Below are 23,448 nucleotides of genomic sequence, written 5' to 3'. Positions count from 1 at the left end.
GATCGCGTCCTACCGGGCTACTCCCGAGGCCCCCCGGAAGAACCCCGAACCATCAGCTCCCCCGGATCGTCGCGATCCCCCCGGGCGGCGGCTCCTCCCGCCCCATCGCGATCCGCCCGGCCCGCGCCCCCGCGTCCGACAGCGGCAACCGCACCGTCGTAAGAGAAGGCACCGCATCGATGCTGAACGGAAGGTCGTCGAAGCCCGCCACCGACACGTCGTCCGGAATCCGCAACCCCGAATCCCGCAGCGCCGCACAGGCCCCCAGCGCGACGGAGTCGTTCGCCGCGACCACGGCCGTCAGCGACGGGTCCCGGCGCAGCAGCTCCAGCGTCGCCTCGTAGCCCGACTGCCGGTCGTACCGGCCGTAGACCGTCCAGCGCGGGTCCTCCTCGATGCCGTGCGCCTCCAGCGCCGCCCGGTGGCCCTCCAGCCGGTGCCGGGTCGTCGTCCGCTCCTCCGGACCCGCGATGTAGCCCAGCCGCCGATGGCCCAGGCCGATCAGGTGCTCGGTCAGTTCGCGTCCGCCCCCGCGGTTGTCGAAGGTCAGCGCGATCGCGCCGGTGTCCGGCGCCGGCGGCCGACCGCACAGCACCACGCGCGTCCCGGCGTCGGCCAGCTTCCGCAGCTTCGCCGCGACCGCCGCCGCGTGCGGGGCGTCCTCGACGGCGCCGCCGGTCAGGACGACCGCGGCCGCCCGCTGCCGCTGGAGCAGGGTCAGGTAGGTCAGCTCGCGCTCGGGCGAACCTCCCGTGTTGCAGACGACGGCCAGCCGTTCGCCGCCCGCCCGGCCGCCCGGGCCCCCGATCTCCAGCTGGATCGCGCTCGCCATGATCCCGAAGAAGGGGTCGGCGATGTCGTTGACCAGGATGCCGACCAGGTCGGACGTGGCCGCGGCCAGCGCGCTCGCGGGACCGTTCAGGACGTAGTCCAGCTCGTCCACGGCCCGCAGCACCCGCTCGCGGGTGGAGGCCGCCACGGGATAGTTCCCGTTCAGCACGCGCGACACCGTCGCGGGGGAGACCTGGGCGCGGGCCGCCACGTCCGCCAGGGTCACCGTCATCTCGTCGTCCTCCGGTCGCGCATCTCGTCGTACCACCTCGTACGTAGTCACCACGTGCTCACAGGACAGGGCCTGCGTCCTCGTAGACAGGCCGCCAGTGGCCACGGTTCCGTGTATGTCGAGCAGACCTTACGGCCAACAACCCCGCTTGTTCGTCCCCTCGAACAACTCAACCCCGTCACGGTCTTGTCTGCACCGCTGCTCAGAGGCTAGCTTCTCATCAGATAGAAAGCGCTTGCTGTGACGCTCAACAGGGTAGGGCGTACGCGGCGCGCACAACCGCGTACGAAGCGCGCACAAACGCTGCGCAGACACCTACGAAGGGAACGACGTGACACGCAAGACGGTGCGTATCGCCATGAACGGTGTGACCGGGCGCATGGGCTACCGCCAGCACCTGGTCCGCTCCATCCTGGCCATCCGGGAGCAGGGCGGCCTCGACCTCGGCGACGGCACCGTGCTGTGGCCGGAGCCGATCCTGGTCGGCCGCCGCGAGCACGCCCTGAAGGCGCTCGCCGAGCAGCACGGCCTGGGCCTGGAGAACATCTCGACCGACGTCGACGCGGTCCTCGCCGACCCGACCGTGGACATCTACTTCGACGCCCAGGTCACCTCCGCCCGTGAGGAGGCGATCCGGAAGGCGATCGCCGCGGGCAAGCACATCTACACCGAGAAGCCGACGGCCACGGGGCTGGAGGGCGCCCTGGAGCTCGCGCGCCTGGCCGCCGACGCCGGCATCAAGCACGGCGTCGTCCAGGACAAGCTCTTCCTCCCGGGCCTGCTGAAGCTGAAGCGCCTCATCGACGGGGGCTTCTTCGGGCAGATCCTCTCCATCCGCGGTGAGTTCGGCTACTGGGTCTTCGAGGGCGACTGGCAGGACGCGCAGCGCCCGTCGTGGAACTACCGCGCCGAGGACGGCGGTGGCATCGTTGTCGACATGTTCCCGCACTGGGAGTACGTGCTGCACGAGCTGTTCGGCCGCGTGAAGTCCGTCCAGGCCATCGCCACCACCCACATCCCGCAGCGCTGGGACGAGAACGGCAAGCCGTACGACGCCACGGCCGACGACGCCGCGTACGGCATCTTCGAGCTCGACGGCGGCGCCATCGCCCAGATCAACTCCTCCTGGGCCGTGCGCGTCAACCGCGACGAGCTCGTCGAGTTCCAGGTCGACGGCACGGAGGGTTCCGCGGTCGCGGGTCTGCGCAACTGCCGCGTCCAGCACCGCTCCCTCACCCCCAAGCCGGTCTGGAACCCGGACATCCCGGCCACCTACTCCTTCCGCGACCAGTGGCAGGAGGTGCCGGACAACGCCGACTTCGACAACGGCTTCAAGGCCCAGTGGGAGCTGTTCCTCAAGCACGTCTACGCCGACGCGCCCTACCACTGGGACCTCCTCGCCGGTGCCCGCGGCGTCCAGCTCGCCGAGCTGGGCCTGAAGTCCTCGGCCGAGGGCCGCCGTCTCGACGTCCCGGAGATCGCGCTGTGACCATCCGACTGCCTGACTTCAAGGGCGGCTTGCGGGCGTACGAGTCCCGCACCGAGCCGCTCGCCCTCACTCCGGGCGCGCCCCTCACCTCCCGTACGGTCTTCTCGGCGGCGCACGTCGTCGCCGACCCGTACGCCGATGTGTCGCCCGACTCGGCCGCCGCCGTGGACTGGGACGCCACCCTCGCCTTCCGCCGGCACCTGTGGTCCCACGGGCTCGGTGTCGCCGAGGCCATGGACACCGCGCAGCGCGGGATGGGCCTGGACTGGGCGGGCGCGGCCGAGCTGATCCGGCGCAGCGCCGCCGAGGCCAAGTCGGTCGGCGGGCTGATCGCCTGCGGTGTCGGCACCGACCAGCTCACCGGCCCGGCGTCCCTGGCCGAGGTCCGGGCGGCCTACGAGGAGCAGCTCGCCCTCGTCGAGGAGTCCGGCGCCCAGGCCATCCTGATGGCGTCCCGGGCGCTGGCCGCCGCGGCTTCCGGGCCCGAGGACTACCTGGAGCTCTACGGCCACCTCCTCCGCCAGTCCGCCGAGCCCGTGATCCTGCACTGGCTGGGCCCGATGTTCGACCCGGCGCTGGAGGGCTACTGGGGGTCGAGCGACCTCGACGCGGCCACCGACACCTTCCTGGAGGTCATCGCCGCGCACCCCGACAAGGTGGACGGCATCAAGGTGTCGCTGCTGGAGGCCCAGCGGGAGATCGACATCCGCCGCCGCCTGCCCCAGGGCGTGCGCTGCTACACGGGCGACGACTTCAACTACCCCGAGCTGATCGCGGGCGACGAGAAGGGCTTCAGCCACGCCCTGCTCGGCATCTTCGACCCGCTGGGGCCGCTGGCGGCCGAGGCGGTGCGGGTGCTGGACACGGGGAATGTGGCCGGCTTCCGGGGGCTGTTGGACCCGACGGTCGAGTTGTCCCGCCACCTCTTCCAGGCGCCGACCCGCTTCTACAAGACGGGCGTGGTCTTCCTCGCCTGGCTGGCCGGCCACCAGTCGCACTTCACCATGGTCGGCGGCCTGCAGTCGGCCCGCTCCCTCCCGCACTTCGCCCGCGCCTACGAACTCGCCGACGGACTGGGCCTCTTCCCGGACCCGAAGCTGGCCGAGGAGCGGATGAAGAACCTGCTCGCCCTGTACGGAGTGGCCCAGTGAGCACCGGACTTGAACGCTTCTCCATCAACCAGATGACGGTGAAGCAGCTGAGCATGCCCGAACTGGTCGAGGCGTGCGGCGAGTTGGACGTGGCGAACGTCGGCCTGTGGCGCGAACCCGTCCAGATGTACGGCCTGGAGGCGACGGCCAAGCTGGTGCGCGACGCCGGTCTGACGGTCACCACCCTGTGCCGCGGCGGCTTCTTCACGGCGATCGACCCGCAGGAGCGGGCCACGGCGCTGGACGACAACCGCCGAGCGGTCGACGAGGCGGCGACGCTGGGCACGGACGTGCTGGTGCTGGTGTCCGGCGGGCTGCCCGCCGGGTCCAAGGACCTGCACGGCGCGCGGGAGCGGATCGCCGACGCGCTCGGCGAGTTGGGCCCGTACGCCGAGGAGCGCGGCGTGAAGCTGGCCATCGAGCCACTGCACCCGATGTACGCCGCCGACCGCTGCGTGGTGTCGACCCTGGCCCAGGCCCTGGACCTCGCGGAACGCTTCCCGGCCCACCAGGTCGGCGTCACGGTGGACACGTACCACATCTGGTGGGACGACACGGCGCCGGAGCAGATCGCACGGGCGGGGGCGGGTGGCCGTATCCACACCTTCCAGCTCGCCGACTGGACGACGCCGTTGCCGGAGGGCGTCCTGACCGGCCGCGGTCAGATCGGCGACGGTGCGATCGACATGCGGGAGTGGAAGGGGTACGTGGAGGCGGCCGGGTACACGGGCGCCATCGAGGTCGAGCTGTTCAACGACGGGCTGTGGGCGCGGGACGGGCGGGAGGTGCTCGCCGAGACGGCGCGGCGCTTCGTGGAGCACGCCGCGTAACGAGGCGGGGTGGTCCGCCCCCGCCGGGAGGGCGGACCACCTCGTGCCCCGGTCGCCGGTGCGGGTCAGGCGCGGCAGCGCAGCATCTCCAGTGGGGGGTTGGCGAGGTAGTCCGCCCAGAAGTCCGCGCCGAACTCGCGCACGCCGGCGTCGGAGACCTCCAGCGGGACCCAGGTCAGGTCGCTGAATCCGGCCGCCCGCAGGGAGGCTTCGTAGACCTCGCGGCGCGGGGCGGCGGCGAGGATGCTGATCGGCGGGTCGAGCAGCGCCGTGACCCGGAAGCGCGGCCCGGTCTCGGCCTCCTCACCGGTCGGCTCGCAACGGAAGCCGTACTTCTCCAGGGACGGCCCGTCGGTACGGTAGTCGGGTGACTGGGCGAGCAGGAAGAACTCGGCGCCGGGTGCCAGGCTCCGGTGCGTGTTGCGGCACATGCGCTCCATGTCGGCGATGTCCCGGGCGTAGTTGAGCATCTGGACTCCCGTCGCGACATCGAAGCGCCGCTCCAGCGGCCGCAGTTGGGACACGTCGCCCACCTCGTAGCGCACACCCAGCGGACTGCCCTCCTCCGACTTCCGTGCGGCGGCGATCATTTCGCCGGAGATGTCGATACCGAGCACCTCCGTGGCGCCGCGCCGCTTGAACTCCCGGCTGTAGAAGCCGGTGCCGCAGGCGAGGTCGAGGACCGCCTTGCCGCGCACGTCCCCGACCATGGCCAGGAAGCCGGGCACCTCCGTGTACCGCGTCAGCGGCAGGGACTTGAAGCCTTCGAACGCCTCACCGATCTCGTCGTACTGCTGCACGCTCATCGTGGTGTCCTCCCCTGTGCTTCGTCATGTCCTTGGCCGCGTCCGCCCGTCCCCGGGCGACACCGCGGCCTCCGGCGGGCAGTCTGGTCGCACCCCGGGAGAGGGGCGTACTGGCAGAAGCCACGAAGATGCGGGCACCGCCCCGGCCTCCCGTACGAACGGCCCACCGCGTACAGGTGCGCGTCTACCGGCCCGCCGCCGAGGGGCAGCCGCGCGGGCGCGGGTGTCCTAGGCCCTGTCGTCAAGTTCCCGTCGTCCGCCCGAAGGGCGGGCCGCGCGGCGTCAGGTGCGTGCTCTCGGCGTGCCGCGTACCGACGCGGCCGATCTGCGCGCCGAACTCTCGCTGGACGCCGGGCACTTGAGCCGGATTCCGAACAAGTTCGAGCAGGACGGGCTCATCGAGCGCACGGCCTCCCGGGAGGACCCCCGGCGCCGTCGCGTCACGCTCACGGCACGCGGCCGGGAGACCGGCAAGCTGCTGGAGGAGCGGGCGACCGAGTCGGTCGGCTCGCTGCTGTCGACCGTGCCGGCCGCCGAACGACCGCTGCTCGCCGAGGCGATGACGACCGTCCGTACGATCCTGTCCCACGGCCGCCCTCCCCGCCGCGAGGACGTCCTGCTGCGCGAGCCCGGCCCCGGCGACCTCGGCTGGATCGTGCAGCGCAACGCCGCGCTGTACGCCGCCGAGTACGGCTTCAACGCCGACTACGAGGGGCTGGTGGCGAGGATCGTCGCGGACTTCGCGGAGGACCACGATCCGCATCTGGAGCGGGTGTGGATCGCCGAGCTGGACGGGCGGCCGGTGGGCTGCGTGATGTGCGTACGGGACGAGGCGCCCGCCACGGCCCGGCTGCGGCTGCTGCTGGTCGAGCCGGACGCGCGCGGCCTCGGCATCGGCGACCGGCTCGTCGCGGCCGTCGTCGACTTCGCCCGCGAGGTCGGCTACCGCGAGCTCGTGCTCTGGACCAACGACATCCTGGCCGCCGCATCTACCAGCGCCACGGCTTCGTCCTGGCCGCCGAGAAACCGCACCGCTCCTTCGGCAAGGATCTGAACGGCCAGGACTGGCGGCTTGATCTGTACGGCACGCAGGAGTGAGGCGACGACCGGCCCGGGGCACCCCGGGCCCGCCTGCCGGATGGGCTTGCCCTCGTTTTCTGGCAAGGTGGGATGCATGAAACTGGCGTTCTCCACCCTCGGCGTCCCCGGTCTTCCGCTCCCCGACGTGCTGCGGCTCGCGACCACGCACGGCTATCACGGTGTCGAGTTGCGCACGCACCCCGAGGAGCCGGTGCACACCGGCCTGGATGCCGCCCAGCGGGCGGACGTGGTGGGCGAGTTCAAGGCGGCCGGCATCGAACTGCTCGGCCTCGCCGGGTACGCGCGCGTGGCCGCGCCGGGAGACGACGAGCCCGTGATCGAGGAGATCCGCACCCTCCTCGACCTCGCCCACGACCTCGGCGCCGGCTTCGTCCGCGTCTTCCCCGGCGCCGACCCCGAGCAGAGCCGGCAGGAGGCGGACGCGACCGCCGCGCGGCGCCTGGGTACGGCCGCGGAGTACGCCGCCGACATCGGCGTACGGATCCTGCTGGAGACCCACGACTCGCACCGCACCGGCGCCGACGCGATCCGCGTCCTCGGCCTGGTCGGCCACCGCCACGTCGGCTCGCTGTGGGACGTCATGCACACCTGGCTGGGCGGCGAGCAGCCCTCCGAGAGCTACGCGGCCCTCGCCCCGTACCTCGGCTACGTCCAGGTCAAGGACATCGCCTCCGCCGACGACACGACCCCGCTGCCGCTCGGCGCGGGGGTGCTGCCGCTCGCCGAGTGCGTGGAGGTGCTCTCCCGGCACGGCTGGGACGGCTGGCTGTGCTGGGAGTACGAGAAGCGGTGGTACGAGGAGGCCGCGCCGCTCGACGGACTGCTGGCCGCCGGCCGCGAACACCTCTCACGGCTGCTGAACGAGTCGGCCTAGGCCCGGCCGGAGCCGTAATTCGGTGGCCCGGCACGAGGGCCGCCGTATAACGTCCCCCCTCGTGCCCGAACCCATTCCGCGCCCCGCCATGCCCTCATGAGCCTCGCCCGTACGTTGATGGACGTACGGCCGCTGCGTACCTCCCCGGTCTTCCGGCGGCTGCTGATCGGGCGGGCGGTGTCCGTGCTCGGCAGCTTCATGACCATGGTGACCGTCCTGTTCCAGGTCTGGGACATGACGCACAGCGCGGTCTGGAGCGGTGCGGTCGGTCTGGCGCAGGCGCTGCCCATGGTGGGTGTGGGTCTGTTCGCCGGGTCGTGGGTGGACCGGGGCGACCGGCGGCGGATCTTCCTGGTCGCCACCGTCGGGCAGGCGGTGTGCGTGCTGCTCCTCGCGGTGCAGGGCTTCACCGGAGGTGTGCCGGTGGCCGGGATCCTCGCCCTGGTGGCGGCCGGCTCCTGCTTCGGCGCGGTCGGCGGCCCGGCGGCGGGCGTGTTCGTGCCGCGGCTGCTGCCCAAGGAGCAGGTGGCGGCCGGGCTGGCCCTCAACCAGGTCACGGGCCAGGCGATGATGCTGCTCGGCCCGGCGCTGGGCGGACTGTTCCTCGGCTGGTTCGGCATCGGCGTCTGCTATCTGCTGGACGCCCTGAGCTTCGGTCTCGCCTTCTACGGCGCCTTCGGCCTGCCCGCGCTGCCGCCCGAGGGCGAGCCGTCGCGGGCCGGGCTGCACGGCGTCCTGGACGGGCTGCGCTTCCTGGCCGGCAACCGGGTGGTGCGCGGCGCGCTGATCACCGACCTCGCCGCCACGGTCCTCTCCATGCCGGTCAGCCTCTTCCCCCTGATCAACGCCGAACGCTTCGGGGGCAACCCGCGCACCCTCGGCCTGTTCCTTTCGGCCGTCGCGGTGGGCGGCGTCACGGCGACGGCCCTGTCGGGCTCGGTCACCCGCCTGGGCCGCCCCGGCCTCGTGATGCTGTGCGGGGCGGCGACGTGGGGCGTGGCGCTGGCGTTGTTCGGCCTGACGACCAGCCCGTGGGTGGGGCTGGGGCTGCTGGTGGTGGCGGGTGCCGCCGACGCCCTGTCGGTTGTCTCGCGCGCCACGATCGTCCAGACCCGCACCCCTGACGCCCTGCTCGGCCGTGTGACGGCCGCCGAGCAGATCGTCGGCCAGGGAGGCCCGCACCTCGGCAATCTGCGCGCCGGCCTGGTCGCCGGCTGGTCGTCCGGCGCGACCGCCCTCGTCACGGGCGGGCTGCTGTGCGTGCTGGCGGTGGCCTACGTCGGTGCGAGCACGCCGGAACTGCGGGACGGCACGGCTACTCCGGACGGGCCATGAGCGGCACGGTGGGGTCCAGGCACCATCCCAGGACGGCGGGCCACAGCCCGTAACCGGCGTCCAGGTCGAGGTGGGCGGCGCCGGGGAGGATGTCGGTCGGGAGGGCGAGGGGGTGGCCGTAGAGGGTGTCGGCGCCCTCCTCGCAGTACGGGTCGTCGTCGCCGGCGACCAGGCGGGTGGGGCCGGGGAGGGGGAAGTCCAGGGGTGGCGGGGCGAATCGGGCGACCTCCGGGTGGCGGGCGAGCACGGTGCCGGACGGCGGGGCGACGAGCAGCACCCGGTTCACGGCGTCGAGGCCCGGCAGCCCGCGCGCGGCAGCGTGCAGCCACAGCACGGCGGACAGGCTGTGCGCGACGACGACCCGCTCCGACGCCGTGCCGAGCTTGCCGAGGTGCCGGGCCAACTCCTCCAGCCAGACCTCGAGTTCGGGGTCGTCGGGGTCGGGCAGCTGCGGGTAGACGACCTGGTGGCCGAGGTCGGTGAGACGGTCGGCGAGCCAGTGCTGCCAGTGGTCCTTGGGGCGGTGGTTCTGCCAGCCGTGGAGGATGAGGTAGGCGGTCATGGCCGCGATGGTTTCCGATCATCGCCGCCCCGGTCCAGTGGTCTTTCGCCCCCGCCGCCCCTACCCGTCCCATCCCGAAGGGGCTCCGCCCCCTTCCACCCCGCCAGGGGGCTGCCGCCCCCTGGACCCCCGCTTCGGCCCTGAACGGGCCTCGTCCTCAAACGCCGGACGGGCTGGAGATGCGGGCCGTCTCGCCAACTGTCGTCCCCGGCCAGGAAGTTGGTGTCACGCGCGGCAAGAGCGCGAGGCCACCCGCTTCTCCAGCCGGCCCCGGCACTGCGGCCACTCCTCCGCCGTGATCGAGAAGATCGCGGAGTCACGCAGCCGCCCCTCCTCCCCCGGCGCCCAGGAACGGGACCAGTTGCGCAGCACCCCCTCGAAGCGGGCCCCCACACTCTCGATGGCCGCGCGGGAGCGCTCGTTGCGGGCGTCCGTCTTCAGGTCCACCCGGGACACGCCCCACTCCTCGAAGGCGTGCCGGAAGAGGAGCAGCTTGGCCTCGGCGTTCACGCCCGTGCCCTGCGCCGAGCGGGCGAGCCAGGTGAAGCCGACCTCTATGGCGTCGAGTCGGTCGTCGGAGAGCCAGTGGCGCGGCTCCCAGTAGGAGGTGGCGCCCACCGCCCGGCCCGAGGCGACGGAGACCTGCGCGTAGGGCGCCAGCCGCCCCGTCGCCGCGCGGGCGAGTTGCGCGTCGACGTAGTCGCCGACCTCATGGGCCCTAGGCACCCACGTGAACGCGTAGGTGCCCCGGTCCTCCTCCGCCGCCACCGCCAGATCCGCCGCATGCCGATGCCCCAGCGGCTCCAGGCGCACCAGCGCGCCCTCCAGGACCGGCCCCACCAGCTTGAAGCTCACCCGACAACCTCCGTCACAACCTCGCGCGCAGCGCCCCGAACTCCTCGTGGAAGCCCGGGAAAGTCTTCCGTACGCACCCGGGGTCGTCGAACGAAATACCGGGCACCCGCAGCCCGGTCACCGCGAAGGACATGACGATGCGGTGGTCGCCGTACGACTTGATCCGCGCCCCGCTCGCGGCAGGCGTACCCGGCTGGATCTCGATCCAGTCCGGGCCCGTCGCCACCTGCACCCCCAGCCGCCGCAGATTCTCCGCGCACGCCTCCAGCCGGTCGCACTCCTTCACCCGGGTGTTCGCCACGTCCTCGATCCGCACCGGCCCGGAGGCGAAGGGCGCGAGGGCGGCGAGTGTCGGCATCGTGTCGGAGATGTCCCGCATGTTGACCGTGATGCCGCGCAGTTCGCCGGTTCCGCGGACCGTCGTGCCGTCCGCGCCGCTCTCGACTTCCGCGCCCATGCGCCGCAGTACGTCCACGAAGCCCAGGTCCCCCTGCAGGGCGCCCTCGCCCAGCCCGCGGACCGTCACCTCGCCGCCCGTGACAGCCGCCGCCGCGAAGAAGTAGCTCGCGGTCGACGCGTCCGGCTCCACCGCGTAGGTCGTGGCGCGGTAGCCGCCCGGCGGCACCACGAAGACGTCCCCCTCCCGCCGTACCTCCACCCCGAACGCCCGCATCATCGCGATGGTGATCTCCACGTACGGCACCGAGACGAGGTCGGTGACGGTGATGCGCAGGCCCTTCCGGGTCAACGGCCCGAGCAGCAACAGCGCCGTCAGGTACTGCGACGACTGTCCCGCGTCCAGCGTCACCTCCCCGCCCTCGACGCCGGCCGCCGTGACCGTCAGCGGGTGGTGGCCCTCCTTCTCCTCGTGCCGCAGGTCCACGCCCAGGTCGCGCAGGGCCGAACTCAAAGGTCCCAGGGGGCGGCGGCGCATCTGGGGCGAGGCGTCGAAGCGGTAGGTGCCGTGGCCGGTCGCGGCCAGCGTCGGCAGGAAGCGGGCCGTCGTCGCGCCGTCGCGGCAGTAGACGTCCGCCTCCGCGACCGCGGGGCCCTGCGGGCGGCCGTCGACCTGCCAGGTGTCCGGGGTCCGGCCCACGCGGTAGCCGAGCCGGGTCAGCCCCTCGGCGAAGCCCTCCGTGTCGTCGGAGCGCAGCGGCCTTACGAGGGTGGTGACACCGTCGGCCGCGGCGGCCAGGAAGAGGGCGCGGGCGGTGATGGACTTGGAACCGGGGATGTCGACTGCGGACATGGCCTCATGATCACCCGGGCGTCGGCCTCGGCGCCGCGACGTCCACGGGATGGACCCGCGCGGGGCCTCTCCTGTTGCCCCCGCGTCACGCGCACGCCCCTGCCCACGCGTCACGTGGAACCCGGCGATCCCGCGCCTACCGACTTCGCGGATTCCGGCCACCCCCGGGAACCCAGCCCCACCCCCGACCGTCCAACCCGCGAGCTGTCGGAGAGTCACCACGGTGCGGTGTCGGCCCTCGCTGCTGGCTGCGATCGCTGACCACCCTCTCCGCCGTACCGCGGCCGGCAGCACGCCGTCATCGGCGCGCCCCCTCCAACTGCGCCGATGGCGGCCCCTCTGCTCTCTGCTTCCCGTCTTCTTCCCGTCTTCGGTTGCGGCCCGTTCCCTTGACCGGCAGAAACTTCCCGGTTATTGGTGACTTCTCGGAAGTTTCCTTCAGCGCACCACCTCCGGAAGGAGCGCACGTGCCCGACACCAGCACGGGGAGCACAGGAAGCACGGGAAACACCGCGACCCCTTCAAGACGTACGGTCCTCGCGGCCACCGCCGGCGTCACCACCGCCCTGGCCGTCGGCGGCACCGCCCACGCCGGCGCCCCGGACGACAGGAAACTGCGCGCCCTCATCGCCCGGATGACCCTGCCGGAGAAGGTCGGCCAGCTCTTCGTCACGCGGGTCTACGGCCACTCCGCGACCGCCCCCGACCAGGCCGACATCGACGCCAACCTCAAGGAGCTCGGCGTCCGCACAGCCGCCGAGCTGATCGCCGGATACCGCGTGGGCGGCATCATCTACTTCACCTGGGCGCACAACACCCGCGACCCCCATCAGATCGCCGACCTCTCCAACGGCATCCAGAAGGCGTCCCTCACCCAGCCCCGCGGCCTGCCGGTCCTCGTCTCCACCGACCAGGAGCACGGCATCGTCTGCCGCGTCGGTGAGCCCGCCACCCTCTTCCCGGGCGCCATGGCCATCGGTGCGGGCGGCTCGCGCGCCGACGCCCGCACCCTCGGCCGGATCGCCGGTCGGGAACTCGAAGCGCTCGGCATCCGGCAGAACTACTCCCCCGTGGCCGACGTGAACGTCAACCCCGCCAACCCCGTCATCGGCGTCCGCTCCTTCGGCGCCGAACCGGCCGCGGTGGCCGGCCTGGTCGCCGCCGAGGTGGCCGGATACCAGCGGTCGCGGCAAGTGGCCGCCACCGCCAAGCACTTCCCGGGCCACGGCGACACCGCCGTCGACAGCCACTACGGCTTCCCGGTCATCACGCACACCCGCGAGCAGTGGGACGAGCTGGACGCGCCGCCCTTCCGGGCCGCCGTCCGTGCCGGCATCGACTCGATCATGACCGCGCACATCATGGTCCCGGCCCTCGACGACTCCGGCGACCCGGCCACCCTCTCCCACCCGATCCTCACCGGCATCCTGCGCGAGGAACTGGGCTACGACGGGGTCGTGGTGACCGACTCACTCGGCATGGAGGGCGTACGGACGAAGTACGGCGACGACCGCGTTCCCGTCCTCGCGCTCAAGGCGGGCGTGGACCAGCTCCTCAACCCGCCCTCCCTCGACATCGCGTGGAACGCGGTCCTGAAGGCCGTCCAGGGCGGCGAGTTGACCGAGGCGCGGCTCGACGAGTCGATCCTGCGGATCCTGCGGCTGAAGGCGAAGCTGCGGCTGTTCGAGGAGCCGTACGTCAGCCAGGACGGGGTCGACCGCAACGTCGGCACCCCGTCCCACCTGGCGACCGCCGACCGCATCGCCGAGCGGACGACGACCCTGCTGGTCAACGAGGGCTCAGTGCTCCCGCTGTCACGCCGGGCCCACCCCAAGGTCCTCGTCGTCGGCGCCGACCCGGCCTCCCCGTCCGGCACGACGGGACCACCGACCGGCGTGCTCGCCGCCGCCCTCACCGACCTGGGCTTCACGGCGACCGCCCTGTCCACGGGTACGGCGCCCTCCGCCGACACCATCGCCCGGGCCGTGACGGCGGCCCGGGCGGCGGACGCGGTGGTGGTCGGGACGTACAACGTCACGGCGAGCAGTACGCAGAAGACGCTGGTCGGGCAACTCCTCGCGACGGGGCGGCCGGTGGTGGCGGTCGCGATCCGCAACCCGTACGACGTCGCCCATCTGCCCGCAGTCCCCGCCTACTTGGCCGCGTACTCCTGGACCGACGTCGAGCTGCGGGCGGCCGCGCGGGTGATCGCCGGACGGGTGGCACCGCGCGGGAGGCTGCCGGTGCCGGTGCAGCGGGCGGACGATCCGACGCGGGTGCTGTACCCGATCGGACACGGGCTGTCGTACGGGAGCGGCTGGCGGCCGTAGCACTTCGGACGTAGTACCCGTACGCCATATACCGCCCCCACTCACCCCTGACCGGCGCAAAGGACCCCACATGTCTGGCGTGCGCCCGTGGTCGCGGGCCACGCTGGACGGGGGTACCGGGGGGAGTGCAATGCGTGGGAGAAGTGCCGTGGGGGTGGCCTGTGCGTTGCTGGGGCTGCTCAGCACGCTGTTGACGGGCTGTCAGAGTCCGTCAGGGGCGGCGCAGGAGGAGGACGGGCGGCTCGACAGGACCGCGAGCGAGCAGCAGGTGACGCCGACCCGGCCCGCCGGATACGGCGCCGTGTTCCTCGGCGTCGACGAGTGCAGTTCCTTCGGGACGTCGAGCTTCACCGAGGTGTCCTGCACCAGTGAGCGGGCGGCGGCGCGGGTCGTGGCGCGGCACGACGGCAAGGTGGGCGACGGACCGCTGTGTCCCGGGACCACGGACTTCGTCCTCCACATCAGCGAACAGAGCCGCACGTCCGACGAGGACGGCGACGGCGCCGTTCCGCAGGGCTACGCCTGTATGCGCAACCTGACGTCGCCCCACCCCGGTGATCCCGGCGGCGGAGGCGGCCCCCGCACGATCGTCGGCGATTGCGTCTACGGCTCCGGCGACGGCCAGGTCCGCGAGACGTCCTGCGACGGCGAGGGCAAGCGGAAGCCGCAGTACAAGGTGACCAAGTCCGTCGGCGAACGGGCCGACTGCCCCCTGTCGACGGCCCTGTACGTCCAACTGGGCGGCGAGAAGCCGGTGGGGTGCGCGCGGCCGGTGTGAGCGGTCAGCAGAGGATCCAGCCCTTGCTCACCGACCCGCTGCCCACCCGCCCCTTCACCCACACACACCGCTGCCCGGCATGCACCGTCACCGGTCCCGCCCGGTGGCTGTAGTACCACTCGTCGACGACCGCGTTGGCGCGGCGGGCCTGCACGCTGACCATCATCCACTGCTCGCGGCCGGGATCCTTGGGCTTGGTGATGGCGCAGACGTAGCCGCCCCGCTTGTAGACGTACAGCGTGCCGGTGGAGAACGGGTACGTCTTGACCTTGCGCCCCTCGCAGCGCGTGGGGGCGGCGGCCTGCGCCTCGGCCGGGGCCGCGACCGCGAGCAGTCCGGACGCGGTCAGCAACGCCAGGCCGACCGCCAGTCGTCGGCGTATCGCACCTCTGTCCACAGTGTTGTCCTCCCCGTACACCGGCAATGAGCGTACTGGTGTACGGACGCACGGCGTATGCCGGATGGTTGCACGACCGTCACGCGGACACGTTCACGGGACCTATCGGGACGCCCCGACCGGCTCCTCCGGCTCGGACTGCCCCACGAACACCCGCCACAACCGCGCATACCGCCCGCCCCGCGCCAACAACTCCTCGTGCGTACCGTCCTCGGCGACCTCACCGTGGTCCATCACGACGACCCGGTCCGCCCGCGCGGCCGTGGTCAGACGGTGGGCGACCACCAGTGTCGTCCGGCGGCCCGCGAGCCGGTCCGTGGCCTGGTTGACCTGGGCCTCCGTGGCCAGGTCCAGCGCGGCCGTCGCCTCGTCGAGGAGCAGGATGTCGGGGTCGACCAACTCGGCGCGGGCCAGGGCGATCAGCTGGCGTTGCCCGGCGGAGAGGTTGCGGCCGCGCTCGGCGACCTCGTGGAGGTAGCCGCCGTCGAGGGTCGCGATCATCTCGTGGGCGCCCACCGCCCGGGCGGCGGCCTCGACCTCGGCGTCCGTCGCGTCCGGGCGGCCGTAGGCGATGGCGTCCCGGACGGTGCCCTGGAAGAGGTACGCCTCCTGCGGGACGACGCCGAGCCGGTGCCGGTACGACGTGAGGTCCAGGGAGCGCAGGTCCGTGCCGTCGACGGTGACCCGTCCGCCGGTCGGGTCGTAGAAGCGGGCGACCAGCTTGACGAGGGTCGACTTGCCCGCGCCGGTCTCGCCGACGAAGGCCACCGTCTGCCCGGCGGGTATGCGCAGGTCGATGCCGCTGAGTGCCTCCTCCTCGTCGCCGTACTTGAAGTGCACGTCCTCGAAGGCGACTTCGCCCCGCAGCGACAGCACCTCCAGCGGCTCGTCGGCCGCCTTCGTCGACGTCGGCTCCCGGAGCAGTTCCTGGATCCGGCCGAGCGAGACCGTGGCCTGCTGGTAGCCGTCGAAGACCTGGGAGAGCTGCTGGACCGGGGCGAAGAACAGGTCGATGTAGAGCAGGTACGCCACCAGCGCACCGGTCGTCAGCGTCGCGTCGTCGATCCGGGCCCCGCCCGCGATCAGCACCGCCGCCGCGGCCGCCGACGACAGGAACTGCACGAAGGGGAAGTAGATCGAGATCAGCCACTGGCCCCGGATACGGGCCTGGCGGTAGCTGTCGCTGCGCTCGGCGAACCGCGCGCCGCCGTCCCGCTCGCGCCGGAAGGCCTGCACGATCCGCAGCCCCGACACCGACTCCTGCAGGTCGGCGTTGACCAACGACACACGCTCCCGGGCGAGTTCGTACGCCTTCACGCTCGCCCGACGGAAGAAGTACGTCGCGACGATCAGCGGCGGCAGCGTCGCGAAGACGACGAGCGCGAGCTGAAGGTCGAGCACCAGCAGGGCGACCATGATGCCGAAGAAGGTGACGACGGAGACGAAGGCGGTGACCAGGCCCGTCTGAAGGAAGGTCGACAGCGCGTCGACGTCCGTCGTCATCCTCGTCATGATCCGGCCGGTCAACTCCCGCTCGTAGTAGTCGAGTCCGAGCCGCTGGAGCTGGGCGAAGATCTTCAGACGGAGGGAGTACAGGACGCGCTCGCCGGTGCGCCCGGTCATGCGGGTCTCGCCGACCTGCGCCGCCCACTGGGCCGTGACGGCGAGCAGGGCGAGCAGGGAGGCCGCCCAGACCGCGCCGAGGGCGGCCTGCGTGACGCCCGAGTCGATGCCGTGCCGGATCAGGATCGGGAGCAGCAGTCCCATGCCGGCGTCCACGGCGACGAGGCCGAGGCTGATCAGCAGCGGGCGCCCGAAGCCCCGTAGCAGCCGTTTCAGGCCGTACGACTCCTCCGGCCGGACCGCACCGGCCTCGTCGATGTCGGGGGTGTCGGCCGCCGGGGGCAACGCCTCCACCTGGGCGAGGAGCTCGGGGGTGGCCGGGGACTCGGTCAGCGCCAGGTCCTTGCGCTCGCGGTCGCCGGTCCACAGCCTCGGCGTCACCCCGCGTTCGGCGTCGAACTCGGCGTCCAGTTCGTCGCGTACGGAGCTGTCCTCCCGGGGGGAGGCGGGCTGGACGTGGCCGGGTGAGACGCCGCCGAGTTCGTCGGGGTCGGTGAGGAGGCGGCGGTAGAGGGCGGACCGCTCCTGGAGTTCCTCGTGCGTGCCGATGTCGGCGAGGCGGCCGGCGTCGAGGACGGCGATGCGGTCGGCGAGGTTGAGGGTGGAGCGCCGGTGGGCGATCAGCAGAGTCGTCCGGCCCTCCATGACGTGCCTCAGCGCCTCGTGGATCTCGTGCTCGACCCGGGCGTCCACCGCCGAGGTCGCGTCGTCGAGGACGAGGAGTCGGGGGTCGGTGAGGATCGCGCGGGCGAGCGCGACGCGCTGACGCTGGCCTCCGGAGAGGGTGAGGCCGTGCTCGCCGACCTTGGTGTCGTAACCGTCGGGGAGCTCGGCGATGAAGCGGTCGGCCTGGGCGGCGCCGGCGGCTTTACGGATCTCCTCCTCGGTCGCGTCGGGGCGGCCGTACGCGATGTTGTTGCGGACCGTGTCCGAGAAGAGGAAGGAGTCCTCGGGCACCAGCCCGATCGCGGCCCGCAGCGAGTCGAAGGTCAGCTCGCGGACGTCGTGGCCGCCGACGAGGACGGCGCCGCGCGTGACGTCGTAGAAGCGCGGGAGGAGGAGGGAGACGGTGGACTTGCCGGAGCCGGAGGAGCCGACGACGGCGAGGGTCTCGCCGGGCTGGATCACGAAGGAGAGCCCGTCGAGGACGGGACGGGTCTTGCCGGAGGCGTCGTCGTATCCGAACGAAACGTCGTCGAACTCGACGGTCGCGGGCGCGTCGGCGGGCAGCGTCTTGGTGCCGTCCTTGATCGACGGCTCGGTGTCGATCAGTTCGAGGACGCGCTCGGTGCCCGCGCGGGCCTGCTGCCCCACCGTGAGGACCAGGGCGAGCATCCGGACCGGCCCGACCAGCTGGGCGAGGTAGGTGGAGAAGGCGACGAAAGTGCCCAGGGTGATGTGCCCGCGGACCGCCAGCCACCCGCCGAGCGCGAGCATGGCGACCTGGCCGAGCGCCGGCACGGCCTGGAGCGCCGGGGTGTACCTGGAGTTGAACCGGATGGTGCGCAGCCGCCCCGCGAAGAGCCGCCGGCTGACCTCCCTGAGCTTCCCGGTCTCCTGCTCCTCCTGACCGAACCCCTTCACCACGCGCACGCCGCTGACGGCCCCGTCGACCACGCCGGCGACGGCGGCGGCCTGGGCCTGGGCGTACCAGGTGGCCGGGTGCAGCTTGGTGCGGCTGCGCCCCGCGATCCACCACAGCGCGGGTGCCACGGCGAGGGCGACGAGCGTGAGCGGCAGCGACAGCCACGCCATGACGACCAGGGATATCAGGAAGAGCGCGAAGTTCCCGATGGTCATCGGGAGCATGAAGAGCAGGCCCTGGATCAGCTGGAGGTCGCTGGTGGCCCGCCCGACGACCTGCCCGGTGGACAGCTCGTCCTGCCGCCGCCCGTCGAGCCGGGTGATCGTCCCGAACATCTCCGTGCGCAGATCGTGCTGGACGTCGAGGGCGAGGCGGCCGCCGTAGTAGCGGCGGATGTAGGTGAGGACGTAGACAGCGAGCGCGGCGGCGATCAGCAGGCCCGCCCAGACGGCCATGCTGCGGCTGTGGTCGCCGATGACGTCGTCGATGATCACCTTCGTGATCAGCGGGACGATCGCCATCACGGCCATACCGCCGAGCGAGGAGCCGAGGGCGAGGATCACATCCTTGGGGTAGCGCCACGCGTAGCCCCACAGTCGTCTCGCCCACCCCTGCTGCGCTGCCACGCCGGTGCCCTCCGTTCGCCCTGATCTACCGGAAGGCACCAACACGGACAGAGGCGGATTTCATCCCGCTGTAACGATCGGCGACCGATCAGATACGGACACGCAGGGAGTAGAACCGTGTGGTCTGTACGGCGTTCTGGTTGTCGTCGCTGACCAGGAGCACCTTCAGGCGAGCGTTCGTACGGCCCGTGATCGTCATCCCCTCGATGTTGTCGAGGAGCGGGTTCGGCTGGGGCTGCTTGGCCGTGGCGCCCAGGGACGGGCACGCGGCGATGTCCGCCAGGAGGGTCTTCTTGATCAGACGTACGCCGTCCTGACCCGTGGGGTCCGTGAGGTTCTCGACGCCGCTCGTGTCCGTCGCGCGGCGCGGGTCGGCCAGGTAAAGGCGGACCGTGTTGCCGACACCGGAGGTGAAGCCGCGCTCCAGGACGAGGAGGCGGCCGTCGGGGGTCGCCTGGACCTCGGGGACGCCGAGACCGGTGTCGGTGCGGTAGGCGTACTGGGCGCCGAGCTCGAAGTGGCCGCCCGCCGTCCGGGTCCGCTGCCAGGTCTGGAAGCGGACGAGACCGGCGCTGTCGCCGTTCAGCGCGTACTCCATCGACGCGAGCAGGGTGCGGCCGCCGGGGAGCAGGGTCAGCCCCTCGAAGGTGCCGTTGGAGACGGCGCGGCCCGCCGGGGCGACCAACAGCTCGTCCGGCACGGGGAGGCGGTCGAGGATCTTGCCGTCGCGGGAGTAGCGGCGTACGGAGGGCTCGGTCTCGGACGAGATCAACCGCGTCCCGTCCCGGTCGACGACGAGCCCCTCGGAGTCGAGGGCGGCACCGCTCTCGTCGGCGAGCGGGACGACGGCCCGCGGCGCGAGCGTCTCCCGGTCGAGGCTGAAGAGGGCCGAGCGGTCGGAGACGGCGGCGAGCGAACCGTCGCGGTCGACGGCGAGCGCGGAGAAGTTGCCGACGAAGGTGCCCTCGTAGGTCGTCTTGTCGAGCGCGTCGGAGAAGCGGTCGATGGAGACGGAGGGCGAACAGGCGTTGCTCTGCCCGGCGTTGGCGGGCCCGGCGGCAGACAGGCAGGTGGCCGCCGCCAGGGACGCGGTGACGGTCGCGAGTACGGTTCTCAGGCGCATGGCCGTCACCGTAGGACGACACGGTGACGGACGGGAGGCTGCCACGTGAAACGTCAGCTTGCCGCCAGGTCCCGGTGGATGACCTTGGCGACGCCCTGGATGGTCGCGATGCCGTAGTTCATGGTGCTGTTGCCGTGCGTGAGGACCGTGATCATGTAGTCGTGGCCGCCGCCCTTGAAGGCGCCGACACTGTGCACCCGCCAGCCGTGGGTGGACCGTGACAGCCAGCCGTTCTTGACGGCCACGGTGACACCGGACGGCACTCCGTACGGCGTCCCCCAGCGCTGCGAGGAGATGACCTGGCCCATCAGCTTCAGGATGTAGGCGCGGGCGTTGTCGCTGAGCACCGTGTTCTTGGCGGTGATGAGCTTGAGCAGCTTCTGCTCGTCCGTGACGGTGATCTGGGTCAGGCCCCAGTAGCCGTTCGCGCCGGGCTTGGTCTGGGTCATGCCGGCGGCCGTGAGGAAGCCCTTGATCTTCGTCAGACCGAGCTGCTTCCAGAGCGTGCTGGTCGCCGCGTTGTCCGACTTGGTGATCATGGCCTTGGCGAGGGACACCTCACGGTCGGTGAGATACCGGTTGTGCTTCTTCGCGTCCCACAGCAGCGCGGCGAGGACGGTGACCTTGACGACGCTGGCGGAGTCGTAGGCACTGGAGGCCCTGAGCGCGCAGGTGGTGTTCGTGGAACGGTCGTACAGGCCGACCGCGATGGTCCCCCTGCGGTTGGCCAGGGCGGCGGTGATGTCCTTCTTCAGCTTGTCGGCCAGGCCGGCCTTGGCGGACGTGCAGCTGACGGTGGGTGTGGTCGCCGCGGCGGCGGGCGAGGCGGCCGCGACGCCCGTTATGAGCACGCCGGCACCCACGCCGGCCGCGACGAGCGCTCTGGCCCGCCTGGAAAGGTCTCTCGGCTTCTTGCTCGATGTCCCGCTCGATGTCTCGTGAGTCATGCCCCTCTTGACTCGCGAGGCCGAGAGAAAGGTTGTACGGGCGTGAGAGGTTGTGAGAGTGATGACAGCTGACGACGTGTTGACCGTCCTGACCTTGCTGCGCGAGGCGGAGACCGACATCTGGGTCGGCGGCGGCTGGGGCATCGACGCCCTGCTCGGCGAGCAGACCCGCGACCACCGGGACCTGGACCTGATGCACCGCAAGGAACAGGAGGCGGCGGTGGTGGCGGCCCTGGCGGACGCGGGTTTCGCGGAGACCGTGGACTGGCGTCCCGTCCGTTTCGTGGTCACGGCGCCGGACGGCCGGGAGATCGATCTGCATCCGCTGGTCTTCGCCGAGGACGGCTCGGCGGTGCAGGCGTCACTGGAGCCGTCGCGGCCGTTCGTCTACCCCGCGTCGGCCTTCGTGACGGGCGCCCTCGGCGGGACGCCGGTCCCGTGCCTGTCCGCCGAGCAACAGGTCCACTTCCACCAGGGCTACGAGCCGTCGGACCGTGACCGGCACGACATGGCTCAGTTGCGGCGGGTGTTCGGGATCGCCACGCACTTCTGATCCTGGTCGGGCTCGTCGCAGGGAGGTACGGGGAGACGCGCGCCCCGGCTCTCCGCGATCCGACGGACATCGCTCAGCGCCTCGCTCATCCGGGCCAGCAGGAACCGGAGCTGTGCGGGTGTCGGCGGCGTCCGGCGGTCGGCGAGCATGTCGGCCACGTGGTCGAGGAGGTCGCCGGCCATCCCGAGCTGTACGCGCTCGATGGTGTCGGCCACGCGGGAGACGTGGCCGGTACCGTCGGTGTCGAGGTAGCACGGCTTGCCGCCTTCGCCGGTCCAGGGAAGCAGGCGAACGTCGTTCATCGAGTGACCACCATGCACGACGCGGGGATGCCGCAGGACCCGACACCGACGCCGGGTACGGCGACCAGGGGTGCCGCCTCCTTCGGCGTGTGGACGCCGGTTTGGCGGACGGTCGGGCCGTCGAGAACGCGCCTTCGCTTCCGGACCGGGCAGCCCAGAAGACGTAGCAGCGGCGCGCAGAGAAGGGCGATACGGTGACTCATGTCGTCGGCTCCTAGCGATTGTTGATGACCACGCCCCCGGACCGGTTGGACGGTCGCGGGGGTATCGCGTTCTGTAGCGATCAACTCACAGACTGAGACGGATCGGGCTAGCCTCGCCAGAGGGAAGCGTGTGACAGAGCATTTGTCACAAGGGGGTTGATCCAATGGGCACGATGTACGGCGACTGGCTCAAGGCGCGACGCGAGGCGGCAGGGCTGACGCAGCAACAGTTGGCGGACCAGGCGGTCATGACGCGTTCGCACATCGCGCATATCGAGGCGGGGCGGCGGGTGCCGTCCAAGGAGGATGCTCGGCGGCTGGATACGGCTCTGGGCACGGGGGATGTGCTGAGCAGCTTTCTGCCGCAGGACGACGAGAAGTCGATCGCCGAGTACTTCGAGAAGGTGCTCGTACTCGAACAGCAGGCAGTGACGATCCGCGAGTTCGCCTTGGCGTACTTCCCGGGCATCCTCCAGACGAAGAGGTACGCGCGTGCGGTTCTGGGCGCGGCGTACCCCCCGGTGAGTGAAGAGGAATGTGACAGGCGCGTTGTCACACGCCTTGAGCGGGCGAAGATCCTCGAAGACCCGTTGACGCCCGTAGTGTGGGCGCTGCTGGACGAGACACTGTTGCGACGCCCGGTGGCCGGCGGGGACGTCATGACGGAGCAGATCATGCACGTCGTTCAGCTCGCCGAGACTGGACGTATCCGCGTGCATGTGCTGCCGTTTGACGTGGGCCATCATCCGCTGATGACCAGCATGATCACGCTGATGTGGTTCGAGGACCAGCCGCCGCTGGCATACACCGAGGGCGGGCACGTGGGAAAGCTGCACGATTCCCCGTCCATGGTCCGGAAGTTGCAGCACCGCTACGATCTCGCGATGAGCGACGCACTGCCGCTGAAGGAGTCACTGGCCCTGCTCAGGGCCACTGCGAAGGGGTACGGGCACCATGACTGAGCGCACCATCCCGGACGCGGCCACGCTGAGCGGCTGGCGCAAGTCGTCGCACAGCGATGACAACGCCGGGAGCTGCCTCGAAGTCCTCGACAACCACCCCTCCGGCATCCCCGTCCGCGACTCCAAGGCCCCGCACGGCCCGGCGCTGGTCTTCTCCGCCGCCGACTGGTCTGCCTTCGTCACGTCCATCAAGGCATCTCAGCCCTGAGGACGGCAAGGTGGCGGGGTACGGCACGCCGCCCCCGCCCACCGTCCGCAACAGTCGGCGATCAATACTCGATCTGTCCCATGAAGTTGTCTTCGCCATCCACCTCGAAGGTGCTTTCGTACTGACGGGTGTTCCAGTAGAAGCAGCCGGAAGAGAAGCCCATGGACTTCTTGCTGCTGTCCTTGCCGGCCACGTACTTCTCACCCCGTTCGGTGCCGCCACCTCCCTGGTTGGCGGAGGCTATGTGGCGCGTGCCGTCACCGTCGGGCCACTTGTCGAGGTAGAACTTCACCGGATCCGTGGCACACCGCCGATTGCTGTAGTGCGACCAATCGTCGTCGTACAGCAGCCCGGAGAATCGCTCCACAGTCAGCGCCGCGGACGCCGGGGAGGAGGTCAGCACGACGGCAGCGAGGGCACAGACGGCCCCTGTGACCAGTCGGCCGGTTACTGTCTTGGTTCGCATATATTCGATCTCTCATTTCCGGGCACGACT

Annotated in this window: 20 protein-coding genes and 2 pseudogenes; 11 read left to right on the top strand and 11 right to left on the bottom strand. The window is 71.3% G+C overall.

The genetic code is table 11. The features are described 5' to 3' along the window. Window positions 1-17: 17 nt before the first annotated feature. Window positions 18-1,063, bottom strand: a pseudogene (locus QQM39_RS29395) (LacI family DNA-binding transcriptional regulator). A gap of 331 nt (window positions 1,064-1,394) precedes the next feature. Here QQM39_RS29395 and QQM39_RS29390 point away from each other — a divergent pair. The 3 genes from QQM39_RS29390 to QQM39_RS29380 are packed head-to-tail and all read left to right on the top strand — an operon-like array spanning window position 1,395 to window position 4,533. Further along, complete coding sequence (locus QQM39_RS29390; protein WP_302000568.1) at window positions 1,395-2,552, top strand: Gfo/Idh/MocA family protein; 1,158 nt, start codon at window positions 1,395-1,397, stop codon at window positions 2,550-2,552. Continuing rightward, on the top strand, window positions 2,549-3,703 hold the full coding sequence (locus tag QQM39_RS29385) for a dihydrodipicolinate synthase family protein (RefSeq protein WP_302000567.1): 1,155 nt from the start codon (window positions 2,549-2,551) through the stop codon (window positions 3,701-3,703). The genes QQM39_RS29390 and QQM39_RS29385 overlap by 4 nt, the downstream gene beginning before the upstream one ends. A gap of 32 nt (window positions 3,704-3,735) precedes the next feature. Beyond that, entirely contained in the window at window positions 3,736-4,533 is a 798-nt protein-coding gene (locus tag QQM39_RS29380) for a sugar phosphate isomerase/epimerase (RefSeq protein ID WP_302003767.1), read from the top strand. A 65-nt stretch (window positions 4,534-4,598) separates the two neighbouring features. Here QQM39_RS29380 and QQM39_RS29375 read toward each other — a convergent pair whose 3' ends face one another. After that, entirely contained in the window at window positions 4,599-5,339 is a 741-nt protein-coding gene (locus QQM39_RS29375; RefSeq protein WP_302000566.1) for a class I SAM-dependent methyltransferase, read from the bottom strand. A gap of 304 nt (window positions 5,340-5,643) precedes the next feature. Here QQM39_RS29375 and QQM39_RS29370 point away from each other — a divergent pair. From QQM39_RS29370 to QQM39_RS29360, 3 genes and pseudogenes are all read left to right on the top strand, one after another. After that, window positions 5,644-6,437 (top strand): annotated as a pseudogene (locus QQM39_RS29370) (GNAT family N-acetyltransferase); the annotation flags it as partial. Between the two features lie 76 nt (window positions 6,438-6,513). Beyond that, a complete protein-coding gene (locus tag QQM39_RS29365; RefSeq protein WP_302000565.1) occupies window positions 6,514-7,314 on the top strand; it encodes a sugar phosphate isomerase/epimerase in 801 nt (266 codons plus the stop codon). 96 nt (window positions 7,315-7,410) lie between these two features. Further along, on the top strand, window positions 7,411-8,649 hold the full coding sequence (locus tag QQM39_RS29360; protein WP_302000564.1) for an MFS transporter: 1,239 nt from the start codon (window positions 7,411-7,413) through the stop codon (window positions 8,647-8,649). Here the strand turns inward: QQM39_RS29360 and QQM39_RS29355 are convergent. The 3 genes from QQM39_RS29355 to aroA all read right to left on the bottom strand — a co-directional run bounded on the left by QQM39_RS29355 (window position 8,630) and on the right by aroA (window position 11,315). After that, on the bottom strand, window positions 8,630-9,211 hold the full coding sequence (locus tag QQM39_RS29355) for an alpha/beta hydrolase (protein ID WP_302000563.1): 582 nt from the start codon (window positions 9,209-9,211) through the stop codon (window positions 8,630-8,632). The genes QQM39_RS29360 and QQM39_RS29355 overlap by 20 nt on opposite strands. Before the next feature lie 225 nt (window positions 9,212-9,436). Continuing rightward, a complete protein-coding gene (locus QQM39_RS29350; protein ID WP_302000562.1) occupies window positions 9,437-10,066 on the bottom strand; it encodes a GNAT family N-acetyltransferase in 630 nt (209 codons plus the stop codon). A 13-nt stretch (window positions 10,067-10,079) separates the two neighbouring features. Beyond that, entirely contained in the window at window positions 10,080-11,315 is a 1,236-nt protein-coding gene (gene aroA, locus QQM39_RS29345; RefSeq protein WP_302000561.1) for a 3-phosphoshikimate 1-carboxyvinyltransferase, read from the bottom strand. Between the two features lie 467 nt (window positions 11,316-11,782). On the opposite strand from aroA, the gene QQM39_RS29340 reads away from it, so the two are divergent. Together QQM39_RS29340 and QQM39_RS29335 are read left to right on the top strand one after the other, a co-directional pair. Next, window positions 11,783-13,645 (top strand): glycoside hydrolase family 3 protein, encoded by a 1,863-nt coding sequence (locus QQM39_RS29340; RefSeq protein WP_302000560.1) that lies wholly within the window; start codon window positions 11,783-11,785, stop codon window positions 13,643-13,645. A 130-nt stretch (window positions 13,646-13,775) separates the two neighbouring features. After that, entirely contained in the window at window positions 13,776-14,423 is a 648-nt protein-coding gene (locus QQM39_RS29335) for a hypothetical protein (protein ID WP_302000559.1), read from the top strand. A 4-nt stretch (window positions 14,424-14,427) separates the two neighbouring features. On the opposite strand, the gene QQM39_RS29330 is transcribed toward QQM39_RS29335, so the two are convergent. The 4 genes from QQM39_RS29330 to QQM39_RS29315 form a co-directional block, all read right to left on the bottom strand. Next, window positions 14,428-14,820, bottom strand: coding sequence for a hypothetical protein (locus tag QQM39_RS29330; RefSeq protein WP_302000558.1), 393 nt, complete (start codon window positions 14,818-14,820; stop codon window positions 14,428-14,430). A gap of 102 nt (window positions 14,821-14,922) precedes the next feature. After that, window positions 14,923-18,654, bottom strand: a complete 3,732-nt coding sequence (locus QQM39_RS29325) for an ABC transporter ATP-binding protein (RefSeq protein WP_302000557.1) — start codon at window positions 18,652-18,654, stop codon at window positions 14,923-14,925. Window positions 18,655-18,742: 88 nt separating this feature from the next. Next, window positions 18,743-19,777, bottom strand: coding sequence for an esterase-like activity of phytase family protein (locus QQM39_RS29320; protein WP_302000556.1), 1,035 nt, complete (start codon window positions 19,775-19,777; stop codon window positions 18,743-18,745). A gap of 53 nt (window positions 19,778-19,830) precedes the next feature. Further along, window positions 19,831-20,724, bottom strand: a complete 894-nt coding sequence (locus QQM39_RS29315) for a serine hydrolase (RefSeq protein ID WP_302000555.1) — start codon at window positions 20,722-20,724, stop codon at window positions 19,831-19,833. A 61-nt stretch (window positions 20,725-20,785) separates the two neighbouring features. Between QQM39_RS29315 and QQM39_RS29310 the strand changes: the two genes are divergently transcribed. Next, a complete protein-coding gene (locus QQM39_RS29310) occupies window positions 20,786-21,277 on the top strand; it encodes an amino acid transporter (RefSeq protein ID WP_302000554.1) in 492 nt (163 codons plus the stop codon). On the opposite strand, the gene QQM39_RS29305 is transcribed toward QQM39_RS29310, so the two are convergent. Further along, window positions 21,238-21,579, bottom strand: a complete 342-nt coding sequence (locus QQM39_RS29305) for a hypothetical protein (RefSeq protein WP_302000553.1) — start codon at window positions 21,577-21,579, stop codon at window positions 21,238-21,240. The two genes, QQM39_RS29310 and QQM39_RS29305, sit on opposite strands and share 40 nt — an antisense overlap. 367 nt (window positions 21,580-21,946) lie before the next feature. On the opposite strand from QQM39_RS29305, the gene QQM39_RS29300 reads away from it, so the two are divergent. Both QQM39_RS29300 and QQM39_RS29295 read left to right on the top strand, forming a co-directional pair. Continuing rightward, entirely contained in the window at window positions 21,947-22,744 is a 798-nt protein-coding gene (locus QQM39_RS29300) for a helix-turn-helix transcriptional regulator (protein WP_302000552.1), read from the top strand. After that, the gene (locus tag QQM39_RS29295; RefSeq protein WP_302000551.1) at window positions 22,737-22,952 is read left to right on the top strand and encodes a DUF397 domain-containing protein; all 216 of its coding nucleotides are present in this window, start codon (window positions 22,737-22,739) and stop codon (window positions 22,950-22,952) included. The genes QQM39_RS29300 and QQM39_RS29295 overlap by 8 nt, the downstream gene beginning before the upstream one ends. 61 nt (window positions 22,953-23,013) lie before the next feature. On the opposite strand, the gene QQM39_RS29290 is transcribed toward QQM39_RS29295, so the two are convergent. Continuing rightward, window positions 23,014-23,418, bottom strand: coding sequence for a hypothetical protein (locus tag QQM39_RS29290; RefSeq protein ID WP_302000550.1), 405 nt, complete (start codon window positions 23,416-23,418; stop codon window positions 23,014-23,016). Window positions 23,419-23,448 lie beyond the last annotated feature (30 nt).

The sequence above is a fragment of the Streptomyces sp. DT2A-34 genome (assembly GCF_030499515.1).
Classification (GTDB): domain Bacteria; phylum Actinomycetota; class Actinomycetes; order Streptomycetales; family Streptomycetaceae; genus Streptomyces.
The sequence above is the reverse complement of the archived record's forward strand: the minus strand, read 5'-3'. Positions and strand labels throughout refer to the sequence as shown.

Excerpts from the sequence above, each read along its gene's own strand:
- QQM39_RS29380 (WP_302003767.1), top strand. The coding sequence starts at position 3,736 with ATGACGGTGAAGCAGCTGAGCATGCCCGAACTGGTCGAGGCGTGCGGC.
- QQM39_RS29375 (WP_302000566.1), bottom strand. The coding sequence starts at position 5,339 with ATGAGCGTGCAGCAGTACGACGAGATCGGTGAGGCGTTCGAAGGCTTC.
- QQM39_RS29365 (WP_302000565.1), top strand. The coding sequence starts at position 6,514 with ATGAAACTGGCGTTCTCCACCCTCGGCGTCCCCGGTCTTCCGCTCCCC.
- QQM39_RS29360 (WP_302000564.1), top strand. The coding sequence starts at position 7,411 with ATGAGCCTCGCCCGTACGTTGATGGACGTACGGCCGCTGCGTACCTCC.
- QQM39_RS29355 (WP_302000563.1), bottom strand. The coding sequence starts at position 9,211 with ATGACCGCCTACCTCATCCTCCACGGCTGGCAGAACCACCGCCCCAAG.
- aroA (WP_302000561.1), bottom strand. The coding sequence starts at position 11,315 with ATGTCCGCAGTCGACATCCCCGGTTCCAAGTCCATCACCGCCCGCGCC.
- QQM39_RS29335 (WP_302000559.1), top strand. The coding sequence starts at position 13,776 with ATGCGTGGGAGAAGTGCCGTGGGGGTGGCCTGTGCGTTGCTGGGGCTG.
- QQM39_RS29320 (WP_302000556.1), bottom strand. The coding sequence starts at position 19,777 with ATGCGCCTGAGAACCGTACTCGCGACCGTCACCGCGTCCCTGGCGGCG.
- QQM39_RS29315 (WP_302000555.1), bottom strand. The coding sequence starts at position 20,724 with ATGACTCACGAGACATCGAGCGGGACATCGAGCAAGAAGCCGAGAGAC.
- QQM39_RS29310 (WP_302000554.1), top strand. The coding sequence starts at position 20,786 with ATGACAGCTGACGACGTGTTGACCGTCCTGACCTTGCTGCGCGAGGCG.
- QQM39_RS29305 (WP_302000553.1), bottom strand. The coding sequence starts at position 21,579 with ATGAACGACGTTCGCCTGCTTCCCTGGACCGGCGAAGGCGGCAAGCCG.
- QQM39_RS29300 (WP_302000552.1), top strand. The coding sequence starts at position 21,947 with ATGGGCACGATGTACGGCGACTGGCTCAAGGCGCGACGCGAGGCGGCA.
- QQM39_RS29295 (WP_302000551.1), top strand. The coding sequence starts at position 22,737 with ATGACTGAGCGCACCATCCCGGACGCGGCCACGCTGAGCGGCTGGCGC.
- QQM39_RS29290 (WP_302000550.1), bottom strand. The coding sequence starts at position 23,418 with ATGCGAACCAAGACAGTAACCGGCCGACTGGTCACAGGGGCCGTCTGT.